This window comes from Actinomadura sp. NAK00032, assembly GCF_013364275.1.
Lineage (GTDB): Bacteria > Actinomycetota > Actinomycetes > Streptosporangiales > Streptosporangiaceae > Spirillospora.
Map to the genome: position 1 here is coordinate 6,281,993 of NZ_CP054932.1, position 22,592 is coordinate 6,304,584.

Below are 22,592 nucleotides of genomic sequence, written 5' to 3' on the forward strand. Positions count from 1 at the left end.
TAGCTTGCACTCAGCTTGTCTGAGGAGCTGAGGTGTGATGGGGTGGCGGTCATGTCGTGGCGGGTGCTTCTCCTCGGTCGCCGCGGCGGGGCCTGATCCGACCGGCACCCCGCCGCGGGGTCCGGTGCTGCTGGTCGTCCCGGCGATCGTGAGGACAACGCCCCATGACCTTCCCGACCCTGCGCACCCCCTCCGGCCCGGTGAGCGGGCCGTTCTGGAATCCGCAGCGCGGCAGCTCCATGCCGTTCCACCGCTACCGGTCCGTCCACGAGCGGGTGCCCTCGCCCGTGCCCGAGGTCGAGCGCGCCTGGCCGTCGGCGCGCGTCCAGGAGGCGCCGCTGTGGGTGCCCGTCGACCTGCGGGACGGCAACCAGGCCCTGGCCGAGCCCATGGACACCGCGCGCAAGCGCCGGATGTTCGACCTGTTCGTGGCGATGGGCTTCAAGGAGATCGAGGTCGGCTACCCGTCGGCCAGCCAGACCGACTTCGACTTCGTCCGGCACCTGGCCGAGGCGGGGATTCCGGACGATGTGACGCCCGTGGTCTTCATACCGGCGCGCACGGAGCTGATCGAGCGGACGTTCGCGTCCATCGAGGGGCTGCCCCGTGCGGTCGTCCACCTGTACACGGCGACGGGCCCGGTGTGGCGGGACGTCGTGCTCGGCACCGGACGCGACGGGGCGAAGCGGCTGATCCTGGACGGCGCGGCCGACGTGGCGCGGCTCGCCCGGCCGGGCGTGCGGTTCGAGTTCTCCCCCGAGACGTTCAACTTCACCGAGCCCGACTACGCGCTGGAGGTGTGCGACGCGGTCACCGCGCGGTGGGACGCCTCCCCCGACCGCCCGGTGATCCTGAACCTGCCGGCCACGGTCGAGATCGCCACCCCGAACGTGTACGCCGACCAGATCGAGTACATGCACCGGCACCTGGCGCGCAGGGACGCGGTGATCCTGTCGGTCCATCCCCACAACGACCGCGGGACGGGCGTGGCCTGCGCCGAGCTGGCGGTACTGGCGGGCGCGCAGCGGGTCGAGGGCTGCCTGTTCGGCAACGGCGAGCGGACGGGCAACGTCGACCTGGTCACGCTCGCGCTGAACCTGCACGCGCAGGGCGTCGACCCGCGGATCGACTTCTCCGACATCGACGAGATCCGCCGGACGGTCGAGTTCTGCAACCGGCTGCCCGTCCACGAGCGGCACCCGTACGCGGGCGACCTGGTCTACACGGCGTTCTCCGGGACGCACCAGGACGCGATCGGCAAGGGCATGGCCCGGCACGCGCGGCTCGCGGCGGAGGCGGGCGTGCCGCCGGGCCGGCTGCCGTGGGACGTCCCGTACCTGCCGATCGACCCCGCCGACGTCGGCCGCGGGTACGAGGCGGTCATCCGGGTCAACAGCCAGTCCGGCAAGGGCGGCGTCTCCTACCTGCTGCGCACCGGCTACGGGCTCGACCTGCCGCGCCGCCTGCAGATCGAGTTCTCCCGGGTCGTGCAGCGGGCGACCGACGGCAGCGGCGCGGAGATCACGGCCGCCGAGCTGTGGGAGCTGTTCCGCGCCGAGTACCTGCGGCCGGACGGCCCGGTGTCGCTGGTCGGCTGGCGCACCTCCAGCACCGGCCCGGCGCGGCACGACTTCACCGGCGCCGTCCGCGTGGACGGCCGCGAGCGCGAGTACACCGGCGCGGGCAACGGGCCGATCGACGCGCTCACCGACGCGCTGGCGGGCGCCGGGATCAAGGTGGACGTCCTGCACCTGACCGAGCAGTCCACCGGGGAGGGCAGCGACGCCATGGCCGTCGCCTACGCCGAGTGCCGGGTCGGCGGCGCGGTCGTGTGGGGTGCGGGGCGCGACACGTCCGTGCCGGCCGCGTCGGTGGAGGCCGTCCTGTCCGCGGTGAACCGCGCCGGACGCTAGTCGCGGCGGCGGCCGAGCGAGCGCCGCCAGGACAGGCCCGTTCCAGGGATCCGGAACGTCACCTGGCGGCGCCCGTCCGCCGACCGCGTGTAGCGGGCGCCGCGCGCGCCGACGCTGTGCCCGACGCCCTTCTTGGACAGGTTGATGCGGAACGGTCCCATCCGTATTGCTTTTCGATAGCTCCAACCCATGCGGAGGGGGATGCCCGGCGGATCACCGAGCATCCTTCTCCCCCGTCCCGGACGGACCGAGACCATGGTTTCGGCCGGGCCGGGGGACGCAAGGGCAGGAGCTGACCAAATCCGGGCGGAGTTCGTCGCGCAGCGCCCTTTACCCGGCCGCGCCCGGCGAGGAGCGTGTGCCTGCGTAGAGATCGTTCTCTCAGCTCCCGGAGGTGCGGGGTGGCCAGGCGACCCCTGAGACGGACCCGGCGGACGATGACGCTGGCCGTGCTGACCAGTGCGGCGCTCGCGGGCGCGGGCGGCGGCGCGGCGGCACTGGCGCAGCCGTCCCCCAAGATCGTGGTGAAGGGCGGCGTGACCCAGCCGGTCTTCTCCTACAAGGACGCGATCCGCGAGCACGTGTACGTCGAGTCCGGCGTGGACAGCGACGGCGACGGAGACAAGGACCGCGTCAACGTCGACATCATCCGGCCGAAGGAGACCGAGCACGGCCTCAAGGTCCCGGTGATCATGGACGAGAGCCCGTACTACGACAACGCGGGCCGCGGCAACGAGAGCGAGCTGAAGACCTACGACGCCGACGGGAACCCGGTGAAGTTCCCGCTGTTCTACGACAACTACTTCGTCCCGCGCGGGTACGCCTTCCTCGCCGTGGACATGGTCGGGACGACCCGCTCCGACGGCTGCCCGGTCAGCGGCGGGCCCACCGACGTCCTCGGCGGCAAGGCCGTGGTCGACTGGCTCAACGGCCGGGCCAGGGCCTTCAGGGCGGACGGCACCCCGGCCGAGGCGACCTGGACGACCGGCCGCACCGGCATGATCGGCAAGTCCTACGACGGGACGCTCGCCAACGGCGTCGCCGCGACCGGCGTCGAGGGGCTGGAGACGATCGTCCCGATCTCGGCGATCAGCAGCTGGTACGGCTACAGCCGGATGAACGGCGTGAAGTACTGGACGGACGAGCAGCCCTGGCTCGCGAGCTACGTCGACACCGACCCGCCCGCCAAGTGCGCCGAGGTCAACGCCGGCCTGGACGAGGGCGAGGACGACGCGACCGGGAACTACAACGCCTACTGGAAGACCGCCGACTACCGGGACGGCACGATCGCCCGCGCGTCCCGGGTCCGGGCGAGCATCTTCGCCGCCCACGGCGTCAACGACCTGAACGTCAAGGACGACCAGTTCGCCGAGTGGTGGAGCGCCCTCGCGCGGCGCGGCGTGCAGCGCAAGGTGTGGCTGTCGCAGCGCGGCCACGTCGACCCGTTCGACACCCGGCGCGACGCGTGGGTCGCGACCCTGCACCGCTGGTTCGACCACGAGCTGCAGAAGATCCCCAACGGGATCATGCGGGAGCCGCGCGCCGACATCGAGACCGGCCCCGACCGGTGGATCACCCAGCGGGACTGGCCGTCCCGCGACGCCCGCGACATCGTGCTGCGCCCCGGCCCGGACGGCGTCCTCGGCCTGACGCGGGCGGCCAAGGGCGCGACCGCCGCCTTCACCGACGCCCCCGGCCCGCGCGGCGGCGGCCACTCCGAGAGCGCGATGGTCGCCGACCCGACGGCCGCGCAGCCCTACCGGGCCGCGTTCGTGTCCGCTCCCCTGCCGCGGACCGGGCGCCTGTCCGGCACCCCCGAGGCCCGGCTCCGGATCAAGCTGGACAAGCCCACCGCCAACCTCACGGCGCTGCTCGTCGACTACGGCGAGGACACCCGGGTGAACTACCTCGGCTCGGGCTCCGGCATCCGGACCCTCGGCACCGAGGACTGCCACGGTGAGAGCACGCCGACCGACGACGCCTGCTACAAGCAGACCGAGGTCACGACCGTCACGTCCCCGGTGAACGTGGTCGCCCGCGGCTGGCTCGACGCGCAGAACGCCCGCTCGCTGAGCCGGCCGAGGCCGCTGGAGCCGGGCCGGTACCACACCGTGCGCTGGGAGACGCTCAGCCAGGAGTACCTGCTGAAGAAGGGCCACCGCCTGGCGCTCGTCCTCGCCGGGACGGACGCCGACTACAACACCGAGACGCCCACGGGCGCCGAGGTCACGGTGGACCTGCGCGGCACCTCGATCAGCATCCCGGTGGTCGCCGCCGAGGACGACCCGGCCGCCCTCGTCGCCCCGCCGCGGCGGTCCGCGACCTGGCGCGGCCCGGCGCAGGTCACCCTGCCCGTCCAGGAGCGCGAGCTCTACTGACCGGGCCAGCCCGCCGCCCGGCCGGGCGGCGGGCCGCACCCGCCGTCACAGCGCCACGTCGCCGCCCTGGTCGAGGAGGTGGAGGCGGTCGCCGAGCCCCGCGCCGGCGAACGCGGGCGCGAGGGTGTCGCGGCCCTGGGTGAAGTGCGCCCAGCCCTCGAAGTGCAGCGGGACGATCTTCGCGGCGCCGAGGATGGCGGCGGCCTCGGCGGCGCCGTCGCTGGTCAGCGTCAGGTAGTCGTCGATCAGCGGCGTCCGCACCGCCCCCGCGAAGATCACCGCGACGTCGACCGGCGCGAACCGGCCGGCGATGGCGCGGACGACGTCGAGGGAGGCGTTGTCGCCGCTGACGTACACGGTCGGCAGCCCCTCGCCGGACAGGACGAACCCCGTGACCGGGCCGGTGATGTGCTCGGTGCCGTCCGGGCCGTGCTGGGCGGGGACGCCGGTGACGCGGAGCGTCCCGCCGCCGGGGCGGGGCAGGTCGGCGTGCGCCCAGTTCAGCAGCGCGCGGGCGGTGCCGCCGAGCCGCTCGGCGGCGGCCTCGGTCGTGAGGGTCAGCGGGACGCCGCCCAGGTAGGCGCGGCCGCCGGCATCGAGGTTGTCGGGATGCTGGTCGTGGGAGAGCAGCACCGCGTCGACCGGCCCGACCTCGTCCCGGCCGACGACGGCGCCGATGGTCTTGGTCAGCGCCCGGTCGCCGACGGGATGGTCGCCCGGCGGGTCGAACGTCGGGTCCGTCAGCAGCCGCACACCCCCGATCTCCAGGATCGCGGTCGGGCCGCCGAGGTACCGGACGTTCAGCGAGGACATGGTGCCGCCCTTCGGATCGATCAGCCTTGTGCTCGGTTCCAATCATCGCGCGGCACCGCGCATTCCCGCCGGTCAGGCGCGATTATCGGTGTCCTTGCTGGGCTGCACGCGCTTCGGCTCGCCGGGCATCTTGGGATAGTTCGGTGGATACGGCATGTCGCCGAGGCCGTGGTCCTTCTCGTCGCGGTCGGCGAGGTCGAGGAGGCCGTCGAGGGAGAAGGACGCGTCGTCGATGGACGCGTGCAGGTCGCCCAGCTCGGCGAACCGGGCCGGCATCGTCGCGATGGTGAAGTCGTGCGGGTCGGCGTCGGCCAGCTCGTCCCAGGTCAGCGGCGCCGAGACCGGGGCGTGCGGGGCCGGGCGCACGCTGTAGGCCGAGGCGATCGTCCGGTCGCGGGCGTTCTGGTTGAAGTCGATGAAGATCTGCTCGCCGCGCTCCTCCTTCCACCACCGAGTGGTGACCTCGGACGGGCTGCGGCGCTCGACCTCGCGGGCGAAGGCGAGCGCGGCGCGGCGGACCTCGGTGAACGTCCAGCGGGGCTCGATCCGGACGTAGATGTGCACGCCCGCCTTCCCGGACGTCTTGACATAGCCGGTGTAGCCCAGCTCGTCCAGCAGCTCGCGGGCCGGGCCGAGCGCCACCCGGACGGCGTCGGAGAAGTCGGTGCCGGGCTGCGGGTCGAGGTCGATGCGCAGCTCGTCGGGGTGGTCGACGTCGCCCTTGCGGACGGGCCACGGGTGGAACGTCAGCGTGCCGAGGTTGGCCGCCCAGGCGATCACGGCGGGCTCGGTCGGGCACACCTCGTCTGCGGAGCGCCCGCTCGGGAAGGCGATGCGCGCCGTCCGCACCCAGTCGGGCGCGCCCTTGGGGATGCGCTTCTGGTAGAAGGCGTCGGACTTGCCCGCGCCCATGCCGGCCTGGCCGCGCGCGTAGTCTTCGCGGGTGGCCATCTTGGCGCCCTCGAAGACCCCCGCCGGCCACCGCTCCAGGGTCGTCGGGCGGTCGCGGGTCGCGCGCAGGATGCCGTCGCCGACGGCCAGGTAGTACTCCACCAGCTGCCGCTTGGTGTAGCCGTGCTCCGGGAAGTAGACCTTGTCGGGATTGGTCACCTTGACGAGCCGATCCCCGACCGGGATCTCGATGAAGGGCGAGGCCATGACTGCACGTTAACCCACGTGCACGACAGTCCTCCGGAACGTCCCCGCCGGGTACCGTCGAAGGCATGGAGAAGATCCGCAAGAGCGAGGACGAGTGGCGGGCCCAGCTCAGCCCCGATGAGTACCGCGTGCTGCGGGAGGCCGGCACGGAGAAGCCCTTCACCGGCGAGTACACCGACACCAAGACGGTCGGCGTGTACCGGTGCCGCGCCTGCGGGACGGAGCTGTTCCGGTCGGAGACCAAGTTCGAGAGCCACTGCGGCTGGCCGTCGTTCTACGAGCCCGCCGAGTCCGACAAGGTCACCCTGATCGAGGACCGCACGCTCGGCATGGTCCGCACCGAGGTGCGCTGCGCGGTGTGCGACTCCCACCTCGGGCACGTCTTCCACGGTGAGGGCTACGACACCCCCACCGACGACCGCTACTGCATCAACTCGGTCTCGCTGACCCTCGAACCCGCCGAGTAGCGGGCCGCTCACCCCCTCCCCCCGCACTGGGACGTCGCATGGACGAGTTCGACCACTACACGACAGCCATCCTCTGCGGGGGGCCGACCCGGGTCGCGCAGGTCGCGGTGCTCCTGCTGCGCGACCAGGGGCGCATCCGGATCTTCCGCGGGACGCACCGGGTGGAGGTGCTGCTGCGCGACGGGGACGCCGACCCGGTCCAGGCGGCGGTGCTCGACGAGATCCCGGCCGCCGGGCGCCCGCTCGGCCGGGTGATCGCGGCGGTCGCCGCGTCGCCGGAGGTGGACGCCGTCGGCGAGGCCATGCGCGAGACGGGGCTGATGCGCGGCCGGCGGCGGCGCCGCCCGACCCGGCAGGGCCGGGCGCTGCGCCTGCTGCTCGCCGAGGAGCCCGTCGAGACCCCGCCGGAGCTGCTCGCCCTGCACGGCCCCGCCGGTCTCGAGGACGCCTGGATGCGGGAGGTCCTGGAGGCCGCCGACCCGGAGCCGGTCGCGGTCGGCCGCCGCCGGCGGCGCGGCCACCGGAACCTGGAGGCCAGCGGGCTGCCCGACCGGCAGTACGACGCCGGGTTCGGCGGCGGCTCGGACTTCTAGCGCCCACCGGCCGCCGCGCCGCGCCCGCCCGCGCCTGCGGCCGGATCAGGCCAGGCCGGCGACCAGGTCGGCGACCTGCTTGCGGCGGCCGGTGTAGAACGGGATCTCCTCGCGGGTGTACAGCCGCGCCTTCGCGCCGCGCAGGTGGCGCATCAGGTCGACGATGCGGTGCAGCTCGTCGGCCTCGAACGCCAGCATCCACTCGTAGTCGCCGAGCGCGAACGCCGAGACCGTGTTGGCCCGGACGTCGGGGTAGTCGCGCGCCATCCTGCCGTGCTCGGCGAGCATCGCCCGGCGCTCGTCGTCCGGCAGCAGGTACCACTCGTAGGACCGCACGAACGGGTACACGCACACGTAGTCGCGCGGCTGCTCGTCGGCGAGGAACGCGGGGATGTGGCTCTTGTTGAACTCGGCCGGGCGGTGCAGCGCCATCTGCGACCAGACCGGCTCGCTCGCGCGGCCCAGCGCCGTCCGGCGGAACCGGGTGTAGACCTCCTGTAGGTCGTCGGACGTCGGCGCGTGCCACCAGAACATGTAGTCGGCGTCCGCGCGCAGCCCGGCGACGTCGTAGGCGCCGCGGGTGGTGACGTCCTTCTGGGCGGCCTGGTCCAGCAGGTCCTGCACCTCGGCGGCGTCCCGCTCGCCGAGCGTGCCGGGCTTCGCGACCCGGAAGACCGACCACATCGTGTAGCGGATGACGTTATTGAGTTCGCGTGCCTTCGGCTTGCCCGCCTGATCGGCCATGTTCCACTCCTTCTCGACTGCGCAGATGGTCCAGCACCCGGGTCGCCGCCGCGCGCGCCGAGGCGATGCACGCGGGGATGCCGAGCCCGTCGTAGGCGGCGCCGGCGACGGCCAGCCCCGGCGTTCCGGCGACCGCGGCCCGGACCTTGGCCACGCGGTCGGCGTGGCCCACGTTGTACTGCGGGAGGCCGCCGCCCCACCGGGTCACCCGGGTCTCGGCGGGCAGCTCGGTGACGCCGCACGTCGCGGCGAGCTCGGCCATGGCGGCGGCGGCCAGCTCCTCGTCGGGCCGCTGGAGCGTGCGCTCCTCGCCGAGCCGCCCGATGGAGCAGCGCACCGCGATGACGCCGGGGTCGCGGTCGCGCAGATGGGGCCATTTCACCGAGCTGAACGTCACGGCCTTGACCCCCCGGCCGCCGCGCTCGGTGTCGCTCTCCACGCCCGGGACGAGGTAGCCGCTGCCCTTCGGCAGCCGCGGGAACGCGGTGGGGCGGTAGGCCAGCGTGATGATCGCCATGCTGGCGTACTCGATGCCGGCGAGCTGCCGCGCGGCGGCGGGCACGTCCGGTTCCAGCAGCCGGGACGCGGGCGCGGCCGGGACCGCGACCACGACGGCGTCGGCGTCCAGGTACTCGGGGTCGCGGGTCGGGCCGACGGTGAGCCGCCAGCCGTCCTCGCGGCGGCGCAGCTCGCGGACGGTCGCGCCGGTGCGGACCGTCCCGCCGGCGGCGGTGATGCCGTCGGCGACGAGGTGCGGCAGGGTGCCGAGGCCGTCCGGCAGCGTGGCGAACACCGGGCCGGCGTCGGCGGGCGCGGCCTTCCGGATGCCCTGGACGGCGCTGATCAGCGACCGGTGGCCGCGCGCGGCGGCGGCGACGGCCGGCAGCGTGGCCTCGAACGACAGCAGCTCGGCCCGGCCCGCGTACACGCCGCCGAGGAGGGGCTCGACGAGCCGGTCGACGACCTCGCGGCCGACGCGGGCGCCGATGTAGGCGGCGACGGACACGTCCCCGCCGCGCGGCGTCTCCGGCAGCACGAGGTCGAGCGGGACGCGCGCGAGCCCGGCCGGCGAGAGCACCTGCGCGGCGGCCAGCGCCCGCAGGTCGGACGGGACGCCCATGACCTGCCCGGACGGGATGCGGCGCAGCGCGCCGCGGCTGAGGATGGCCGAGGAGGCGGTGCCGGGGTTCACCAGGTCGGCGGCGCGGCCGAGGCCGCGCACGAGGTCCAGGCCCTCGGGGCGGCGGGCCAGCATCGACTCGGCGCCCTCGTCCACCGGGACGCCGGCGATCTCGCTGACGCGCAGCTTGCCGCCGATCTGAGGGGAGCCCTCGAGCACGGTCACCCGCACGCCGTCCCGGGCGAGCATCCAGGCGGCGGTGAGGCCCGCGATGCCGCCCCCGACGACAACGGCATGGGACGTGGTCATGCCTCCAGCCTTCCAGACGGTCCGCCGGATCGCGCACCGGGGCGGCCGGAGCGGCGCGTGTCACACCGGCGGTTCACGGGCCGCCACCGGCTCCCTTTTTGTCGAGAAAGTGACAAGATCTCCAACACTCTGCCAGTGGATACTGGCACGCATGATCTCCTGGAAGGCTCCACTGGCCGGCGCCGCGGCGCTCCTGCTGGCCGCCGGGCTCACGTCCCCGGCCGCCGCCGCGACCCGCGGCGACTTCAGACCGGTCTCCCTGCCGTTCTTCTGGCCGAACAACTACCTCTACGACGTCGACGCCGCCTCGCCCGACAGCGTCTGGATCAGCGGGCTCCAGGGCGAGGTCGTCATCCCCACGGGCCCCTTCACCAGCAAGACCATCCCCGGCAATCCGGTCGTGCGGCGCTGGAAGAACGGCGGCTGGGTCGAGTACGACCTGCAGAACCTGCCCGAGCACGCCTCGATCACCGACGTGGACGCCGTCGCCCCCGAGGACGTGTGGATCGGCGGCACCAGGCTCGGCGACGGGACGACCGGGGCGCGCGGCCCCTACCTGGGCCACTTCACCGGCTCGCGGTTCGAGGAGGTGGCCCTGCCGGCCGCGTCCAAGACCCTGACCGTCGACGCGAGCGCGGACGGCGTCTGGGTGACCGTGGACAGCGGCGTCTACCGCCGGACGGGCGGCACGTGGACGCACGTCACCACCCTCCCGAACGTCTACCTGCGCCAGTTCACCATCCGGGCCGACGACGACATCTGGGTCCTCAGCACCCCCGGCCAGTACGACCGGACGCTTGAGGCGTACCACTGGGACGGGCAGTCCTGGACGCAGGTCCCGGTGGACCAGCCGCCCGAAGGCATCAACGGCATCACCGACATGGTGGCCGTCTCCCCCACCGAGGCCTGGGCCGTCGGCACCAGCTACCACACGTCCCCCGCCTCGCCCGTCCTGGTGCGCTGGGACGGCACCGCCTGGAGCAGCATCGCGCCGCCGCCCGGCCTCAACGCGCTCACCCGGATCGTCAAGGGCGAGGACGGCACGCTGTGGGCGCTCGGGCACAACCTCGACGAGCCCGCCAAGCCCGGCCTGATCCGCTACAGCGGCGGGACGTGGGAGCGGGTCGCGACCACCGCCGTGCCGAACCGCAGCAACATCTACGCGACCGCCCTCGCGGTCGTCCCCGGCACCGGCGCCCTCTGGACGCTCGGGTCCGTGAACATCGGCGGCCCCGCGCTCCTCACCGACGGCTGATCGGAGGCCGACGAAATGATCTCCTGGAAGGCTCCCCCGGCCGCCGCCGCGGCGCTGCTCATCGCTGCGGGGCTCACCGCGGCGGGGCTCGCGTCCCCCGCCGCGGCCGCGGCCCGCGGCGACTTCAGGACGGTGGCGCTGCCGTTCTTCTGGCCGAGCAACACCCTGTCGGACATCGCCGCGGCCTCGTCCGACAGCGTCTGGATCTCCGGCCACCAAGGCGAGTGGTACATCCCCACGGGTCCCGTCGACGGCAAGACCATCCCGGGCAATCCGGTCGTGCGGCGCTGGCAGAACGGCGCCTGGGTCGAGTACGACCTGCCGAACCTGCGCAGCGACGGCCGTATCGAGGACGTGGACGCGCTCGGCCCCGAGGACGTGTGGATCAACGGGACCAGGTACCTCGGCACGGGCGGGTCCGAGCCCTACATGGCGCACTTCACCGGCTCCGGCTTCACCGAGGTGGCGCTCCCGGCGACCGCCGCGGACGGCGGCGCCGCACTGCAGGCCGACGACTCCGGGATCTGGCTCACCACCGCCGCCGACATCTACCGCTGGACGGGCACGACCTGGGCCCACGTCGCCGCGCGGCCGGACGTGTACCAGCACGTCTCCTCCATCCGGGCGGCCGATGACATCTGGGTGCTCGGCGCCGCCACGATCACCGAGACGGAGCTCGTGGCGAGCCACTGGGACGGGCGGACGTGGCAGCGCGTCCCGGTCCGGCAGCCGCCCGTGGAGGCCGTGACCCTCCTCGACATGATCGCCTTGTCCCCGTCGGACGTCTGGGCCGTCGGAAGCCGCTACCAGTCCCCGGCCACACCCGTCATCCTGCACTGGGACGGCACCTCCTGGACGGACACGGCCGTTCCCCCCGGACTGGACGCGCTCACCCGGATCGTCAAGGGCGAGAACGGGACGCTGTGGGCCCTCGGCCACTCCAAGGACGAGCCCGCCAAGCCCGGCCTGATCCGCTACAGCGGCGGGACGTGGGAACGGGTCCCGACCACCGCCGTCCCGAACCGGATCGACTTCAAGGCGAGGGCACTGGCCGTCGTCCCCGGCACCGGCGCCCTGTGGACGCTCGGGACCGGGGTCATCGGCGGCCCGGTCGTGCTCACCGACGGCTGACGCCGCCCGCCCGATCACGGCCCGCGCGGGAGCCGGGCCGTGATCGGCGTGGCCGCTTCGTGGCCCTTTCGTGATGCGGCCTCCGGAACGGTGACCCGCGTCACCTCGTCCAAAGCCCATGCGGAACGTCAGGAACGTCACATTCGCACTGGTCGTCCTGCTGCTGGCCGGGGTCCTGGCCGCATGCGGGGGCGGCGGCGACTCCGGCTCATCGGAGGCCGTGGACCGGGGCGGCGCGGCGGCGCCCGCGGCGCCGTCCCGGGCCGAGAAGGGCACCGCCGGCAACACCGGGCGCCAGGGCACGGCGAAGGGCGCGCGTGCGCCGCTGCCGACCGGGCGGGAGGTCGTCCACACGGCGCGCCTGCGGGTGCGCGCCGGCGACGTGGCGGACTCCGCCGCCAAGGCCAAGCAGATGGCGGAGTCGGCCGGCGGCTACGTCGAGCAGGAGTCGAGCTCCAGCGAGCCGCCCCGCTCGGAGATCACGCTGAAGATCCCCGCCGACCGCTACGCGGACGTGCTGAACCGGCTCGGCACGCAGCTCGGCACCCGGCTCTCGCTCTCCCAGGAGGCCGAGGACGTCACCGGCGAGGTCGCCGACGTCGACGCCCGCGTCCGGTCGGCGAAGGCCACCCTGGAGTCGTTCCGCAAGCTGCTCGGCCGCGCGAACTCCGTCGGCGAGGTCATCCAGGTCGAGCAGGAGATCGCCGAGCGCGAGGCGGACCTGGAGGCCATGCAGGCCCGGCTGAACTCGCTCAAGCACCGCACCCGGTACGCGACCGTCACGCTGACGCTGGTCACCAAGGGCACCGCGCCGAAGAAGGACGACGACGAGCGCGGCGGGTTCGTGGGCGGCCTGCAGAACGGCTGGGACGCGTTCACCGCGTTCGTCGGCGGCCTCGCCGTCGTCCTCGGCTGGCTGCTGCCGTTCCTGCTCGCCGCCGCCGTGATCGGCGTGCCGCTGTTCCTGCTGCGGCACCGGCTCCGCGCCCGGTTCGGCGGGCTGCTCGGCGGCCGCCGCCGGCCCGTGCCGCCCCCGGCGCCCGCGCCGCAGCCGGCCCCGGAGCGGGCAGCCGCCGGCCAGGGGGCGTCGCAGCAGCCGCCGCCCCCGCCCGCCTAGCCCCGGCCGTCGCTGCTCGCCTCGTGGACGAGGTCCGCGAGGCGGGCCAGCACGTCCGGGTCGGTGGACGGCAGGACGCCGTGGCCCAGGTTGAAGATGTGGCCCTCGGCGGTGCGGCCCCGGGCCAGGACATCGCGGGCGCGGCGCTCCACGGTCTCCCACGGCGCGAACAGGATCGCCGGGTCGAGGTTGCCCTGCAGGGCCTTGCCCGGCTCGACCCGGCTGACGGCCTCGTCCAGCGGGACGCGCCAGTCGACGCCGACGACGTCGGCCCCGGCCTCGCCCATCGGGCCGAGCAGCTCGCCCGTCCCGACGCCGAAGTGGATGCGCGGCACGCCGAGCGGCTCGACCTCGGCGAAGATGCGACGGGTGTGGGGCAGCACGGACTCGCGGTAGTCCTGCGCGGCGACCGCGCCGACCCACGAGTCGAACACCTGCACGGCGCTCGCCCCGGCCGCGACCTGCAACTTCAGGAACGCGATCGTGAGGTCGGCCAGGCGGTCCATGAGGCGCGCCCATAGCTCCGGCTCGCCGTACATCATGGCCTTGGTGCGCTCGTGGTTCTTGGACGGCCCGCCCTCGATCAGGTACGAGGCGAGCGTGAACGGCCCGCCGGCGAACCCGATCAGCGGCGTCGAGCCCAGTTCGCCGACCAGCCCCCGCACGGCCTCGGTCACGTACGGGACGTCGTCCGGCGTGAGGGGGCGCAGCCTGCCGAGGTCGTCCGCCGACCGGACCGGGTCGGCGATGACCGGCCCGACGCCCGGCTTGATGTCGAGGTCGACGCCGATCGCCTTCAGCGGCACCATGATGTCGCTGAAGAAGATCGCCGCGTCCACCGCGTAGCGGCGCACGGGCTGCATCGTGATCTCCACGATCATGTCGGGGCGGGTGCAGGACTCCAGCATCGGCACGCCCTCGCGCACCCGCAGGTACTCCGGCAGGGAGCGGCCCGCCTGCCGCATGAACCACACGGGCGTGTGCGGCACCGGCCGCCGGCGGCAGGCCAGCAGGAAGGGGCTCTCCGCGAGGGCGCCGTCGCCGGGCGAGTGCGCGGAGTCGTCGTTCGAACGGGCAGCGTCAGCGGTCACGTTGCGATGGTCCCATGAAACCCAGGTGGGAAGGCACCGGGGCGGCGCCGGGGGCGAAACGAACTTCCGGACACGCCGAGCGAAGTCCCGCATTCTGTCACCGGCGCGTGCGAACGTGATGCGTGTCATAGCCGAGGGAGGTTCCCCCTTGTACTGCTCCACCTGCGGTGATGAACGCGTGTTCGAGCAGCCGCCGTGTCCCGACGGGCACGGCGCGGAGTGCCCCGAGCGGGCGTGCACCGAGTGCGGCACGGCCATCCTGGTCGGTCTGCCGCCGGTGACCGCCGCGCCCCGCGCGACCGGTCCCGCGCCCGTCCCCGCACCCGATCCCGCGACCGTCCGGGCGCCCGGCGGCGCCGCCACCGCGCGGGCCGTGGCCTGACCGGCCCGGCCCCCGAGACGAAACCACCTGTGCCGTGCCCGTTTCCCCTCCGCGTCCCCCCGTCGCCGCGCGCGCCGGGGCGCCGCCCCGGCAGCACCGTCCCGCGCCGCCCCGCGGCGCTCCGCCACCTCCCCGCGACCAGGCCGGTCCATCCATGAACCCACCTGCCTTCCAGCGGGCCGTCGACACGCTCCGCGCGTTCCTCGACGGCCCCGCCGTCCGGCCGGAGCTCGACCTGGAGGACATGCCCGCCCCGCAGCGGCTCGCGCCCTACGCGGCGGCCATGTCCGGCAGCGTCTACCGCGACGACGACACCGAGGTCGCCACCGGGCGGCTCATCGTCCTGTACGACCCGGAGGGCAGATCCGGCTGGACGAACGGGTTCCGCGTCGTCGCCTACATCCGCGCCGACCTGGAGCCCGACATCGCCGCCGACGAGCTGATCGGCTCCGTCGCCTGGGACTGGCTGCTCGAGGCGCTGGAGCCCGCCGGGTACGCGAACGTGTCCGGGACGATCACCCGCGCGGTGTCGGAGAGCTTCGGCGACAAGCAGGGCGAGCCGTCCACCACCGAGCTGGAGCTGCGCGCCTCGTGGTCGCCGACCGGGGACGACCTCGCCGGCCATGTCGCGGCCTGGTGCGAGGTGATGTGCACCACGGCGGGGCTGCCCCCGACCGGGGTCGCCGCACTGCCCGACCGGCCGGGCGGCGAAGGGGGTTGACCGGGGGGCTGCCCAGGCGGTTGAAAGACGTACGGTAGGGGGCGTGAGCACAGCGTCCGGAATCGGATCTGGCATCGAGCAGGCGGCGGGGGAGAACACGGAAGCAGTGGGAGTGTCCGAAACGCGCGCCACCGGCCCCCAAGGGGAGTCCGGTGCGGAGGAGACGGCCGTCGACCAGCGGCCCGGGACCGTTCCGGAGCAGCCGGAGGCGGGGCAGGCCCGGCAGAGCGCGGAGGACGACACCGGTCCCCCGGCGATCCCCCTGCTGGAACCGCGCGAGGGCGTCCCGCCCGTGGTGGCCACGGCCGCCGGGCTCGACCGCGTCGTCGCGGCGTTCGCCGCGGGGACCGGCCCGGTCGCGGTCGACGCCGAGCGGGCCTCCGGCTACCGGTACGGGCAGCGCGCCTACCTGATCCAGCTGCGCCGCGCGGGCGCCGGCACCGCGCTGATCGACCCGATCGCCTGCCCCGACCTGTCCGGGCTGGACGCGGCGCTCGCCGACGCCGAGCTGGTGCTGCACGCCGCCAACCAGGACCTGCCGTGCCTGGCCGAGGTCGGGCTCGTCCCGCGCCGGCTGTTCGACACCGAGCTGGCCGGGCGGCTGCTCGGCTACCCGCGGGTCGGGCTCGGCTCCATGGTCGAGAACGTGCTTGGCTTCGTGCTGGAGAAGGGCTACTCGGCGGCCGACTGGTCCACCCGCCCCCTCCCCGAGGACTGGCTCCGCTACGCCGCGCTCGACGTCGAGCTGCTGGTCGAGCTGCGCGACGCCCTCCAGGAGGAGCTGGCCGCAGCCGGCAAGCTGGAGTGGGCGCTGGAGGAGTTCGCCGCCATCCTCGCGACGCCGCCGAAGCCGCCGCGCCCCGACCCGTGGCGCCGCACGTCCGGCATCCACCGGGTGCGCAACCGGCGGGCGCTCGCCACCGTCCGCGAGGTGTGGACGGCGCGCGACAAGATCGCCCAGGAGCGCGACCTGTCCCCCGGCCGGGTGCTGCAGGACGCCGCGATCATCGAGCTGGCGCAGCAGGCGCCGAAGACCCCCGCCGAGCTGCAGGCCCTGGCCACCATGCGGGGGCGCGGCGCCCGCCGGCACCAGTCGGCGTGGCTGCGCGCCGTCGCCCGCGCCCGCGACCTGTCCGACCGGGCGCTGCCGGAGTCCAACCTCCCCGGCGACGGGCCGCCGCCCGCGCACCGCTGGGCCGACCGCGACCCGGAGGCCGCCAAGCGGCTCACCGCCGCCCGCGCCGTCGTCGCCTCGCTCGCCGACGAGCACTCGATGCCGTCGGAGAACCTCGTCCAGCCCGACTCCGTCCGGCGGCTGGCGTGGACGCCGCCCGCGGAGTCGTCGCCGTCGGCGATCGGCGCCGCGCTCCGCGACCTCGGCGCCCGGAGCTGGCAGATCGAGCTGACCGCCCAGCCGATCGCCAAGGCGTTCCTGCGGCTGGAGGCCAAAGGGGAGCTCTGAGCCCCGCCCCCGGCTTGAACCCCGGGCCACGGCCTCTTGCCGGGGGCGGGCGCGCGGGCGCAGACTGCTTAGGTTAGCTTTGCCTAAAAGACCTGTGCCTTCCCGAGGAGTGCGGCGATGCTACTGGGCAACTTCCTCATCGGACTGCGCGAGGGGCTCGAGGCCGCGCTGGTCGTGAGCATCCTCATCGCCTATCTGGTGAAGACCGGCAACCGCCGGGCCCTGTTCCCCGTGTGGACGGGGATCGGCGCCGCCGTCGTGCTGGCGTTCGCGTTCGGCATCGCGCTGACCGCCGCGTCCTCGGAGATGCAGTTCAAGACGCAGGAACTGTTCGGCGGCATCCTGTCGATCGTCGCGGTGGGCCTGGTCACCTGGATGGTCTTCTGGATGCGCAAGACCGCCCGGTTCATGAAGGCGGAGCTGGAGGGCAGGCTGGAGGGCGCACTGGACGTCGGGCCGCTCGCCCTCGCCGCCGTCGCGTTCCTCGCCGTGGGCCGCGAGGGCCTGGAGACGGCCCTGTTCCTGTGGACGAACATCTCCAACTCCTCGGAGGGCTCCACCCAGCCGATCATCGGCGCGGTGCTCGGACTCGCGGTCGCGATCGCGCTCGGCTACCTGCTCTACCGCGGCGGCCTGAAGATCAACCTGCGGCGGTTCTTCACCTGGACGGGCGCCGCGCTCATCGTCGTCGCCGCGGGCGTGTTCGGCTACGGCTTCCACGACCTGCAAGAAGCCGAGGTCTTCCCCGGCCTGAACGCCGTCGCGCTGGAGCCGCACCTGTTCTTCGCCAAGTTCGGCACGGCGGGCGACTGGATGCAGACGGTGTTCCAGGGCGTCCTGAACGTCACCCCGCAGATCACCTGGCTGCAGCTGGCCATGTGGGCGGCGTACCTGGTGCCGGTGATGGCGCTGTTCCTGCGGAACCCGTCGACGCCGCGCCCGGCGCCGGCGCCGACCACCGAGCCGGCGACCTCCTAGACGTCTCCAGAGGTCAGGTCCAGAGGTCGGGTCTAGAGGTCGGGGAGCGGGTCGCGGGGCAGGCTGTCGCGGTCGAAGATCTCGGCGTCGGCGGCGTTCACGACCGGCACGTACTCGTCGTCCACCTCGAACACGGCGCCGGCGAACTCGAACGACGCGCCGGCGCCGGTCTCCACCGGCCCGATCCGGGTGCCGCGCGGGTAGCTGCCCCAGACCGTCTTCGGGGTGCTGCGGCTGAGCGGGCCGGTGGTGATCACGGCGACCTGGTCGTCGGTGACGACGAAGATGAACCCGGCGCCGCCGCCGTAGGCCATCGCGGGGAAGATGTAGCGGATCTCCCCGTCGATCCCGAGGAACTCGCGGCAGCGCTCACGGAGCGGGCGTGTCACCGGCATGGCTGCGAGGCACCTCCCCCGGGGCGGAACACGGCGATTCCCCAATCATGCACCGGCCCGGCGCGGCGTGGCCAGAGTCAGACCGACGCGAGCGCGGCCGTCGGCGGCAGCCGCGCGGCCCGCACCGCCGGGTACAGCCCGGCGGCCGTGCCGATCACCAGCGTCGCGGCGAGCGCCCCGCCGAGCGCCCACGCCGGCACGACGGGCGGCCATCCCTTCCACAGCGCGAACCCGGCGGTCACGGCCGCGCCGAGGACCGTCCCGGCCGCGCCGCCGGACACCGACAGCAGCAGCGACTCGGCGAGGAACTGGACGCGCACCTGCCCGCGGGTGGCGCCGAGGGAGCGGCGCAGCCCGATCTCGCGGCGCCGCTCCAGCACCGAGATCACCATCGTGTTGGCGACGCCGACCCCGCCGACCAGCAGCGCGACCGCGCCGAGCCCGAGCAGCAGCCCGGTGAACGCGCCGGTCGCCGCGGCCTTGGCCTCCAGCGCGTCCGAGGGGCGGCTGACCTGGACCTCCTCGGGACGCTCGGGGTTGACCGTGCGGGCCAGGACGGCCCGGACGTCGTTCACCGACGCGTCCGTCGACCGCTCGTAGACCGTGGTCGGGTGCCCGTCGAAGGCCAGGTGGCGGCGGGCCGACTCCCAGCCGACGAGGGCGGAGCGGTCGATCTCCGGGGCGAGTTCGGCGGGCCGCAGCACGCCGAGGACGGTGAACCAGCGGCCGCCGATCCACACCCGTCCGCCCGCCCGGTCCATGCCGAGGCGGCGCCCCGCCTCCGCGCCGAGCACGACGCCCGGGTAGCGGGCGGTGCCGGCGTTCAGCCAGGTCCCACTGGCGGTCTCCGCGCCGAGCGTGCCGAGCAGCCCGGTCGTGGCGGCCTGCACGGCGATGCCCTGGGTGACCTCCGCCGGGATCTTGTCGGTCCGCCGGACGGTGGCGTCCACGGACCCGGTCGCGCCGACCTCCGTGACCGGCCCGATCCGCCGCACCATCTCCGGCGCCGACTCGGGCAACTGGGCCTCGCCGCCGAACAGGGTGTCGCCGGGCTTGGCGGTGAGCAGGTTGGTGCCGAGCCGGTCGAGCCGCCGCAGCAGGTCCTCCTTGCCGGACGAGGAGATCCCGATGACCGCGACCATGGTCGCGATCCCGATCGCGATGCCGAGCGCGGACAGCACGGCCCGCGCCGGGCGGGCCCGCAGCCCGGCGAGCCCGACGCGCAGCACGTCGCCGGGGCGCAGCCGCGCGGGCGTGAGCGCCGCCCTCACCGCCGGGCCCCCTTCGCGCGCTCGTCGGCGACGATCAGCCCGTCCCGGACCCGGACCCGGCGCGGCGCGGCGTCCGCGACCTCCGCGTCGTGGGTGATGATCGCGACGGTGGTGCCGGCCCGGTGCAGCTCGTCCAGCAGGGCGAGCACCTCGGCGCCCGCCGCCGAGTCGAGGTTGCCGGTGGGCTCGTCGGCGAGCAGCAGATCCGGTTCGCCCGCGACGGCCCGCGCCACCGCGACCCGCTGCTGCTCGCCGCCGGACAGCTCGTGCGGCCGGTGCCCGGTCCGGTGCCCGAGCCCGACGCGGCAGAGCGCGGCCCGCGCCCGCTCCCGCCGCTCTCCCAGCGCGGCGCCGCCGTACAGCAGCCCGTCGGCGACGTTGTCCAGCGCGGTCACGCCCGCCGCCAGGTGGAACTGCTGGAACACGAACCCGATGTGCCGGGCCCGCAGCGCCGACAGCTCCCGGTCGCCGAGGCCGGCGACCTCGTGCCCGGCGACCCGCACCCGTCCCCCGGTCGGCCGGTCCAGCGTCCCGACCATGTGCAGCAGCGTCGACTTGCCCGACCCGGACGGCCCGGCGATCGCGACCAGCTCCCCCGGCGCGATCCGCAGGTCGACGCCCTTCAGCGCCGCGACGCCGCCCGCGTACTCCTTGGTGACCCCGGTCAGCTCGACGATGGGATCGCCCGTCTCCACCATGCTCATTCGGCCGGCACCCCGACCTTCATGCCCGCGCGCACGCCGTCTCCGCTGATCTCGACCCGCCCGCCGCCGAACGCGCCGACCCGCACGGGCACGAGCCGCCGGTCGGCGGTCTCCACGCCGAAGCCGCCCTCCCGCAGCGCCAGCAGCGCCTCGACCGGCACCGACAGGACGTCCTCGCGCCGCTCGCTCTCCAGCTCGACGCCGACCGGGGCCTCGTCGAGCCGTCCCGTGCCGGCGCCGCCGATCGAGATGTCGACGCCGACCGTGGTCTTCTTGTCCTGGCCCGTCCCGGTGCTCTGCGCGACCCGGCTCACCTCGGTGATCTTCCCCTTGACGGTCTCTCCGCCGGGCAGCTCCACCATGACCGCGGCACCCTCCTCGGCGAGGTCCTGCTTGTCGGCGTCCAGATCGACATGGACGACGCGTCTCGTCCCGGCCACCGTCAGGACGGGCTGCCCCTGCCCGACGCGCTTGCCCTCGGGCGCCTTCACGTCCCGGACCCGCACGGCCCCGTCCAGGAAGACGACCTGCCTCGGATCGACGGCGCCGGTCACCTCCAGGCCGCGATCGTCCTGCCACTCCTCCACCGCGGCCTCCGTCGCGCCGGTGAACGCGCGGTCCACCGTCATGGCGCCGTACCCGAGCGCCCGCAGGTTCTCTTCGAGCTGCCGGACGTCCTTGCCCGACGCGCCGTTGCGCAGCGTCCGGTACATGGGGCTTCCGCCGTACATCAGCGTGACCGGCTCGCCCGCCACCTTCAGCAGCGTCCCGCCCCGCTTGACCGTCGCGCCCTGCTCCGGCGCCCACGTCACGACACCGGACACCCCGCTCCACACCTCCCGGACGTCGGCGTAGGTGAGCTTGCCGTCCACCTTCTCGGTGTCGACGAGATCCCCGCGGGTCACGACGGCGGTGCTCAGGGCCGTCGGCGCGCCCCGCGCCTCGCCGCCGCCCGTCGTCCAGGCCAGCGCGCCCCCGCCGCCGGCCACCACCGCGGCGGCGACCCCGCCCGCGACCGCGCGCCTCACCGCCCGGCCCCCGGCAGGTCGGCCCTGCACGCGTCCCGCGCCTTCTCCAGTGCGCCGAGATCCAAGTCCCCCTTCGGGAACACGAGCTGCCCGTCGGGTCCGGGGTCGGGGACGTCCACCCCGTGCTCGCGCATGCACTGCGCGAACTTGACGTACTGGTCGCGCACCTCGGGGTCCTTGAGGTCGGGCATCTTCCCGCCCGCCTGCAGCCACTGCCGGCACTTCTCCAGCGCGCCCTCCAGCTTCTTGCGGTCGGTCCCCTTGCCGAACCGCGTCGCCTTCTCGTCCGCCGCGCCCGGATCGGGGACGTCCACCCCGTTCTCCCGCATGCACTGCGCGAACTTCAGCCGCGCGTCCTCCGGCGACAGCGAAGCGCTCGCCGACGCCGACGCGGACGCCTTCGCCGCCGCTCCCCCAGCGGTAGCCACCCCGCCGCCGTCCTCACCCCCGCACGCCGCCAGCCCCACAACCAGCGGCACCGCCAGCCCAGCGGCCCACACCCGAATCCCCATGACTCCCTCTCCGCCAGGGCCCTTCACCCCAGCAAGAAGCCATGAGACCGACGAAGGGGTTAAACCCGCATTAGCCGCGTTGGGCCGGGAGCGGGGGGTTCGTGGGTGGGTGATAAATGGGGGTGGCGGAGTTTGGGATCGGTGCACACTACGGATAGTGCTCGGTCGGTCATAATCCCGGCGTGTCCAGTGCGCCGCCGTTGAATGAGGATTTCCGGCTCGTCGAGGCGCTGCAGGCGCAGCGGCCGGGGGCGGTCGGGCATGTCTACAACGTGTACGGGCCCGAGCTGATCAGGTACGCGGAGGGGCTGCTCGGCGACCAGGAGCGCGCGGTGGAGGCCGTCCGGGAGGCGCTGGTCGGGCTGCGGGGCACCGATGTGCCGGACGCGGGGGCCTTCCGGGACTGGCTGTACGAGCTGGTGCGCGACCGGTGCCGGAGCGCGCCGAGGCGGAAGCGGGGGCTGGTGGTGATCGGGGGCGCGGCGGCCGCGGTCGCGCTGACCGGCGGGATGCTCGCGCTGTTCGACTCCGCGGAACCGGAGCCGAAGCCCTCGGCGGCGCCGCCGGCGGCCATGACCACGCCCGAGTCCCCGGCGCCTTCGGCGGCGCCCGCTCCGGCGTCCGAGGACGAGGTCAAGGAGAAGGACGAACCGGAGCCGACGAGGAAGGCCGCCGAGCCGCAGCGGACGCGGAAGGCGCCGAGCGGGCCGGGGCGGCTGTCGGTGGACGACTCGGGGTGCCGCGGAGTGCGGGCGGCCGGGGTGCCGGCGCGCTGCCACATCCGACTGACGGCGGTGGGCGGCACCGTGCGGTGGTCGGTGGCGTCGGTGCGGGACAGGGCCGGGCGGGTCAGCGCGGGCGGAAGCGGGACGCTCAAGGCGGGCCGGTCCGCGTCGGTGGCGGTGACCGTGCGGCCGACGGTGCTGTGCTACATCGGCGGGCGCGGCAGCGGGACGGTCTCCTTCGCGCCGGGCGGCACGGCCACCGTGACGTACACGTGCTGGCGGCGCTGAGGCTTATCGGGGTTTAACCCCCGGGGCGGGATGCTCG

23 protein-coding genes are annotated in these 22,592 nt (G+C 74.2%); 12 read left to right on the top strand and 11 right to left on the bottom strand.

The features are described 5' to 3' along the window. The first annotated feature begins 164 nt into the window (after positions 1 to 164). Positions 165 to 1,913 carry a 2-isopropylmalate synthase gene (leuA, locus tag HUT06_RS28965; protein ID WP_217711504.1) on the top strand — a complete coding sequence of 583 codons (1,749 nt, stop codon included), beginning with the start codon at positions 165 to 167 and terminating at the stop codon, positions 1,911 to 1,913. On the opposite strand, the gene HUT06_RS28970 is transcribed toward leuA, so the two are convergent. Beyond that, positions 1,910 to 2,137: a DUF4236 domain-containing protein gene (locus tag HUT06_RS28970; protein WP_368406994.1), complete on the bottom strand. Its 228-nt coding sequence runs from the start codon at positions 2,135 to 2,137 to the stop codon at positions 1,910 to 1,912. The genes leuA and HUT06_RS28970 overlap by 4 nt on opposite strands. Positions 2,138 to 2,350: 213 nt before the next feature. Here HUT06_RS28970 and HUT06_RS28975 point away from each other — a divergent pair, with 213 nt between their 5' ends. Continuing rightward, positions 2,351 to 4,291, top strand: a complete 1,941-nt coding sequence (locus HUT06_RS28975; RefSeq protein WP_176198602.1) for a Xaa-Pro dipeptidyl-peptidase — start codon at positions 2,351 to 2,353, stop codon at positions 4,289 to 4,291. Between the two features lie 45 nt (positions 4,292 to 4,336). Here HUT06_RS28975 and HUT06_RS28980 read toward each other — a convergent pair whose 3' ends face one another. After that, positions 4,337 to 5,104, bottom strand: a complete 768-nt coding sequence (locus HUT06_RS28980) for an MBL fold metallo-hydrolase (protein ID WP_176198603.1) — start codon at positions 5,102 to 5,104, stop codon at positions 4,337 to 4,339. 72 nt (positions 5,105 to 5,176) lie between these two features. Next, a complete protein-coding gene (locus HUT06_RS28985; RefSeq protein WP_176198604.1) occupies positions 5,177 to 6,262 on the bottom strand; it encodes a DNA polymerase domain-containing protein in 1,086 nt (361 codons plus the stop codon). Between the two features lie 65 nt (positions 6,263 to 6,327). Between HUT06_RS28985 and msrB the strand changes: the two genes are divergently transcribed. Together msrB and HUT06_RS28995 are read left to right on the top strand one after the other, a co-directional pair. Beyond that, positions 6,328 to 6,729: a peptide-methionine (R)-S-oxide reductase MsrB gene (gene msrB / locus HUT06_RS28990; RefSeq protein ID WP_176198605.1), complete on the top strand. Its 402-nt coding sequence runs from the start codon at positions 6,328 to 6,330 to the stop codon at positions 6,727 to 6,729. Between the two features lie 38 nt (positions 6,730 to 6,767). Beyond that, entirely contained in the window at positions 6,768 to 7,322 is a 555-nt protein-coding gene (locus tag HUT06_RS28995; protein WP_254715442.1) for a TIGR04222 domain-containing membrane protein, read from the top strand. A 45-nt stretch (positions 7,323 to 7,367) separates the two neighbouring features. Here the strand turns inward: HUT06_RS28995 and hemQ are convergent, their stop codons facing one another. Next, a complete protein-coding gene (hemQ, locus tag HUT06_RS29000) occupies positions 7,368 to 8,066 on the bottom strand; it encodes a hydrogen peroxide-dependent heme synthase (RefSeq protein WP_176198606.1) in 699 nt (232 codons plus the stop codon). Next, the gene (gene hemG, locus HUT06_RS29005; RefSeq protein ID WP_176198607.1) at positions 8,023 to 9,495 is read right to left on the bottom strand and encodes a protoporphyrinogen oxidase; all 1,473 of its coding nucleotides are present in this window, start codon (positions 9,493 to 9,495) and stop codon (positions 8,023 to 8,025) included. Before hemG ends, hemQ begins: the two co-directional genes overlap by 44 nt. Before the next feature lie 151 nt (positions 9,496 to 9,646). Between hemG and HUT06_RS29010 the strand changes: the two genes are divergently transcribed. The 3 genes from HUT06_RS29010 (at position 9,647) to HUT06_RS29020 (ending at position 12,998) form a co-directional block, all read left to right on the top strand. Then, positions 9,647 to 10,750, top strand: coding sequence for a hypothetical protein (locus HUT06_RS29010; RefSeq protein ID WP_176198608.1), 1,104 nt, complete (start codon positions 9,647 to 9,649; stop codon positions 10,748 to 10,750). A 15-nt stretch (positions 10,751 to 10,765) separates the two neighbouring features. After that, positions 10,766 to 11,881, top strand: a complete 1,116-nt coding sequence (locus HUT06_RS29015; RefSeq protein ID WP_176198609.1) for a hypothetical protein — start codon at positions 10,766 to 10,768, stop codon at positions 11,879 to 11,881. Between the two features lie 118 nt (positions 11,882 to 11,999). Next, positions 12,000 to 12,998, top strand: a complete 999-nt coding sequence (locus HUT06_RS29020; RefSeq protein WP_176198610.1) for a DUF4349 domain-containing protein — start codon at positions 12,000 to 12,002, stop codon at positions 12,996 to 12,998. Here the strand turns inward: HUT06_RS29020 and hemE are convergent. Continuing rightward, positions 12,995 to 14,008 (bottom strand): uroporphyrinogen decarboxylase, encoded by a 1,014-nt coding sequence (hemE, locus tag HUT06_RS29025; RefSeq protein ID WP_302931889.1) that lies wholly within the window; start codon positions 14,006 to 14,008, stop codon positions 12,995 to 12,997. The two genes, HUT06_RS29020 and hemE, sit on opposite strands and share 4 nt — an antisense overlap. Positions 14,009 to 14,237: 229 nt before the next feature. On the opposite strand from hemE, the gene HUT06_RS29030 reads away from it, so the two are divergent. The 4 genes from HUT06_RS29030 (at position 14,238) to efeU (ending at position 17,632) form a co-directional block, all read left to right on the top strand. Beyond that, on the top strand, positions 14,238 to 14,471 hold the full coding sequence (locus tag HUT06_RS29030) for a hypothetical protein (protein WP_176198612.1): 234 nt from the start codon (positions 14,238 to 14,240) through the stop codon (positions 14,469 to 14,471). Positions 14,472 to 14,625: 154 nt separating this feature from the next. After that, positions 14,626 to 15,192 carry a DUF3000 domain-containing protein gene (locus tag HUT06_RS29035; protein ID WP_176198613.1) on the top strand — a complete coding sequence of 189 codons (567 nt, stop codon included), beginning with the start codon at positions 14,626 to 14,628 and terminating at the stop codon, positions 15,190 to 15,192. 256 nt (positions 15,193 to 15,448) lie between these two features. Further along, positions 15,449 to 16,654, top strand: a complete 1,206-nt coding sequence (locus HUT06_RS29040; RefSeq protein WP_176201696.1) for a ribonuclease D — start codon at positions 15,449 to 15,451, stop codon at positions 16,652 to 16,654. Between the two features lie 117 nt (positions 16,655 to 16,771). Further along, entirely contained in the window at positions 16,772 to 17,632 is an 861-nt protein-coding gene (gene efeU / locus HUT06_RS29045) for an iron uptake transporter permease EfeU (protein WP_176198614.1), read from the top strand. 32 nt (positions 17,633 to 17,664) lie between these two features. Here efeU and HUT06_RS29050 read toward each other — a convergent pair whose 3' ends face one another. The 5 genes from HUT06_RS29050 to HUT06_RS29070 all read right to left on the bottom strand — a co-directional run bounded on the left by HUT06_RS29050 (position 17,665) and on the right by HUT06_RS29070 (position 21,542). Then, positions 17,665 to 18,027, bottom strand: coding sequence for a hypothetical protein (locus HUT06_RS29050; protein WP_176198615.1), 363 nt, complete (start codon positions 18,025 to 18,027; stop codon positions 17,665 to 17,667). Positions 18,028 to 18,104: 77 nt separating this feature from the next. Then, positions 18,105 to 19,298, bottom strand: coding sequence for an ABC transporter permease (locus HUT06_RS29055; RefSeq protein WP_176198616.1), 1,194 nt, complete (start codon positions 19,296 to 19,298; stop codon positions 18,105 to 18,107). Beyond that, a complete protein-coding gene (locus HUT06_RS29060) occupies positions 19,295 to 20,002 on the bottom strand; it encodes an ABC transporter ATP-binding protein (RefSeq protein WP_176198617.1) in 708 nt (235 codons plus the stop codon). The genes HUT06_RS29055 and HUT06_RS29060 overlap by 4 nt, the downstream gene beginning before the upstream one ends. Beyond that, positions 19,999 to 21,030: a peptidoglycan-binding protein gene (locus tag HUT06_RS29065; RefSeq protein WP_302931840.1), complete on the bottom strand. Its 1,032-nt coding sequence runs from the start codon at positions 21,028 to 21,030 to the stop codon at positions 19,999 to 20,001. Before HUT06_RS29065 ends, HUT06_RS29060 begins: the two co-directional genes overlap by 4 nt. Beyond that, the gene (locus tag HUT06_RS29070) at positions 21,027 to 21,542 is read right to left on the bottom strand and encodes a hypothetical protein (protein WP_176198618.1); all 516 of its coding nucleotides are present in this window, start codon (positions 21,540 to 21,542) and stop codon (positions 21,027 to 21,029) included. The genes HUT06_RS29065 and HUT06_RS29070 overlap by 4 nt, the downstream gene beginning before the upstream one ends. 182 nt (positions 21,543 to 21,724) lie before the next feature. Between HUT06_RS29070 and HUT06_RS29075 the strand changes: the two genes are divergently transcribed. Then, positions 21,725 to 22,555, top strand: coding sequence for an RNA polymerase sigma factor (locus HUT06_RS29075; protein WP_176198619.1), 831 nt, complete (start codon positions 21,725 to 21,727; stop codon positions 22,553 to 22,555). The last annotated feature ends 37 nt before the right edge of the window (positions 22,556 to 22,592 follow it).

Bases quoted from the DNA above. Each gene is read 5' to 3' on its own strand.
- hemG (WP_176198607.1), bottom strand. From the start codon at position 9,495: ATGACCACGTCCCATGCCGTTGTCGTCGGGGGCGGCATCGCGGGCCTC.
- HUT06_RS28970 (WP_368406994.1), bottom strand. From the start codon at position 2,137: ATGCTCGGTGATCCGCCGGGCATCCCCCTCCGCATGGGTTGGAGCTAT.
- HUT06_RS29050 (WP_176198615.1), bottom strand. From the start codon at position 18,027: ATGCCGGTGACACGCCCGCTCCGTGAGCGCTGCCGCGAGTTCCTCGGG.
- HUT06_RS29015 (WP_176198609.1), top strand. From the start codon at position 10,766: ATGATCTCCTGGAAGGCTCCCCCGGCCGCCGCCGCGGCGCTGCTCATC.
- HUT06_RS29070 (WP_176198618.1), bottom strand. From the start codon at position 21,542: ATGGGGATTCGGGTGTGGGCCGCTGGGCTGGCGGTGCCGCTGGTTGTG.
- HUT06_RS28980 (WP_176198603.1), bottom strand. From the start codon at position 5,104: ATGTCCTCGCTGAACGTCCGGTACCTCGGCGGCCCGACCGCGATCCTG.
- HUT06_RS29060 (WP_176198617.1), bottom strand. From the start codon at position 20,002: ATGAGCATGGTGGAGACGGGCGATCCCATCGTCGAGCTGACCGGGGTC.
- leuA (WP_217711504.1), top strand. From the start codon at position 165: ATGACCTTCCCGACCCTGCGCACCCCCTCCGGCCCGGTGAGCGGGCCG.
- msrB (WP_176198605.1), top strand. From the start codon at position 6,328: ATGGAGAAGATCCGCAAGAGCGAGGACGAGTGGCGGGCCCAGCTCAGC.
- efeU (WP_176198614.1), top strand. From the start codon at position 16,772: ATGCTACTGGGCAACTTCCTCATCGGACTGCGCGAGGGGCTCGAGGCC.
- HUT06_RS29035 (WP_176198613.1), top strand. From the start codon at position 14,626: ATGAACCCACCTGCCTTCCAGCGGGCCGTCGACACGCTCCGCGCGTTC.
- HUT06_RS28975 (WP_176198602.1), top strand. From the start codon at position 2,351: ATGACGCTGGCCGTGCTGACCAGTGCGGCGCTCGCGGGCGCGGGCGGC.
- hemQ (WP_176198606.1), bottom strand. From the start codon at position 8,066: ATGGCCGATCAGGCGGGCAAGCCGAAGGCACGCGAACTCAATAACGTC.
- HUT06_RS29010 (WP_176198608.1), top strand. From the start codon at position 9,647: ATGATCTCCTGGAAGGCTCCACTGGCCGGCGCCGCGGCGCTCCTGCTG.
- HUT06_RS28985 (WP_176198604.1), bottom strand. From the start codon at position 6,262: ATGGCCTCGCCCTTCATCGAGATCCCGGTCGGGGATCGGCTCGTCAAG.
- HUT06_RS28995 (WP_254715442.1), top strand. From the start codon at position 6,768: ATGGACGAGTTCGACCACTACACGACAGCCATCCTCTGCGGGGGGCCG.
- HUT06_RS29020 (WP_176198610.1), top strand. From the start codon at position 12,000: ATGCGGAACGTCAGGAACGTCACATTCGCACTGGTCGTCCTGCTGCTG.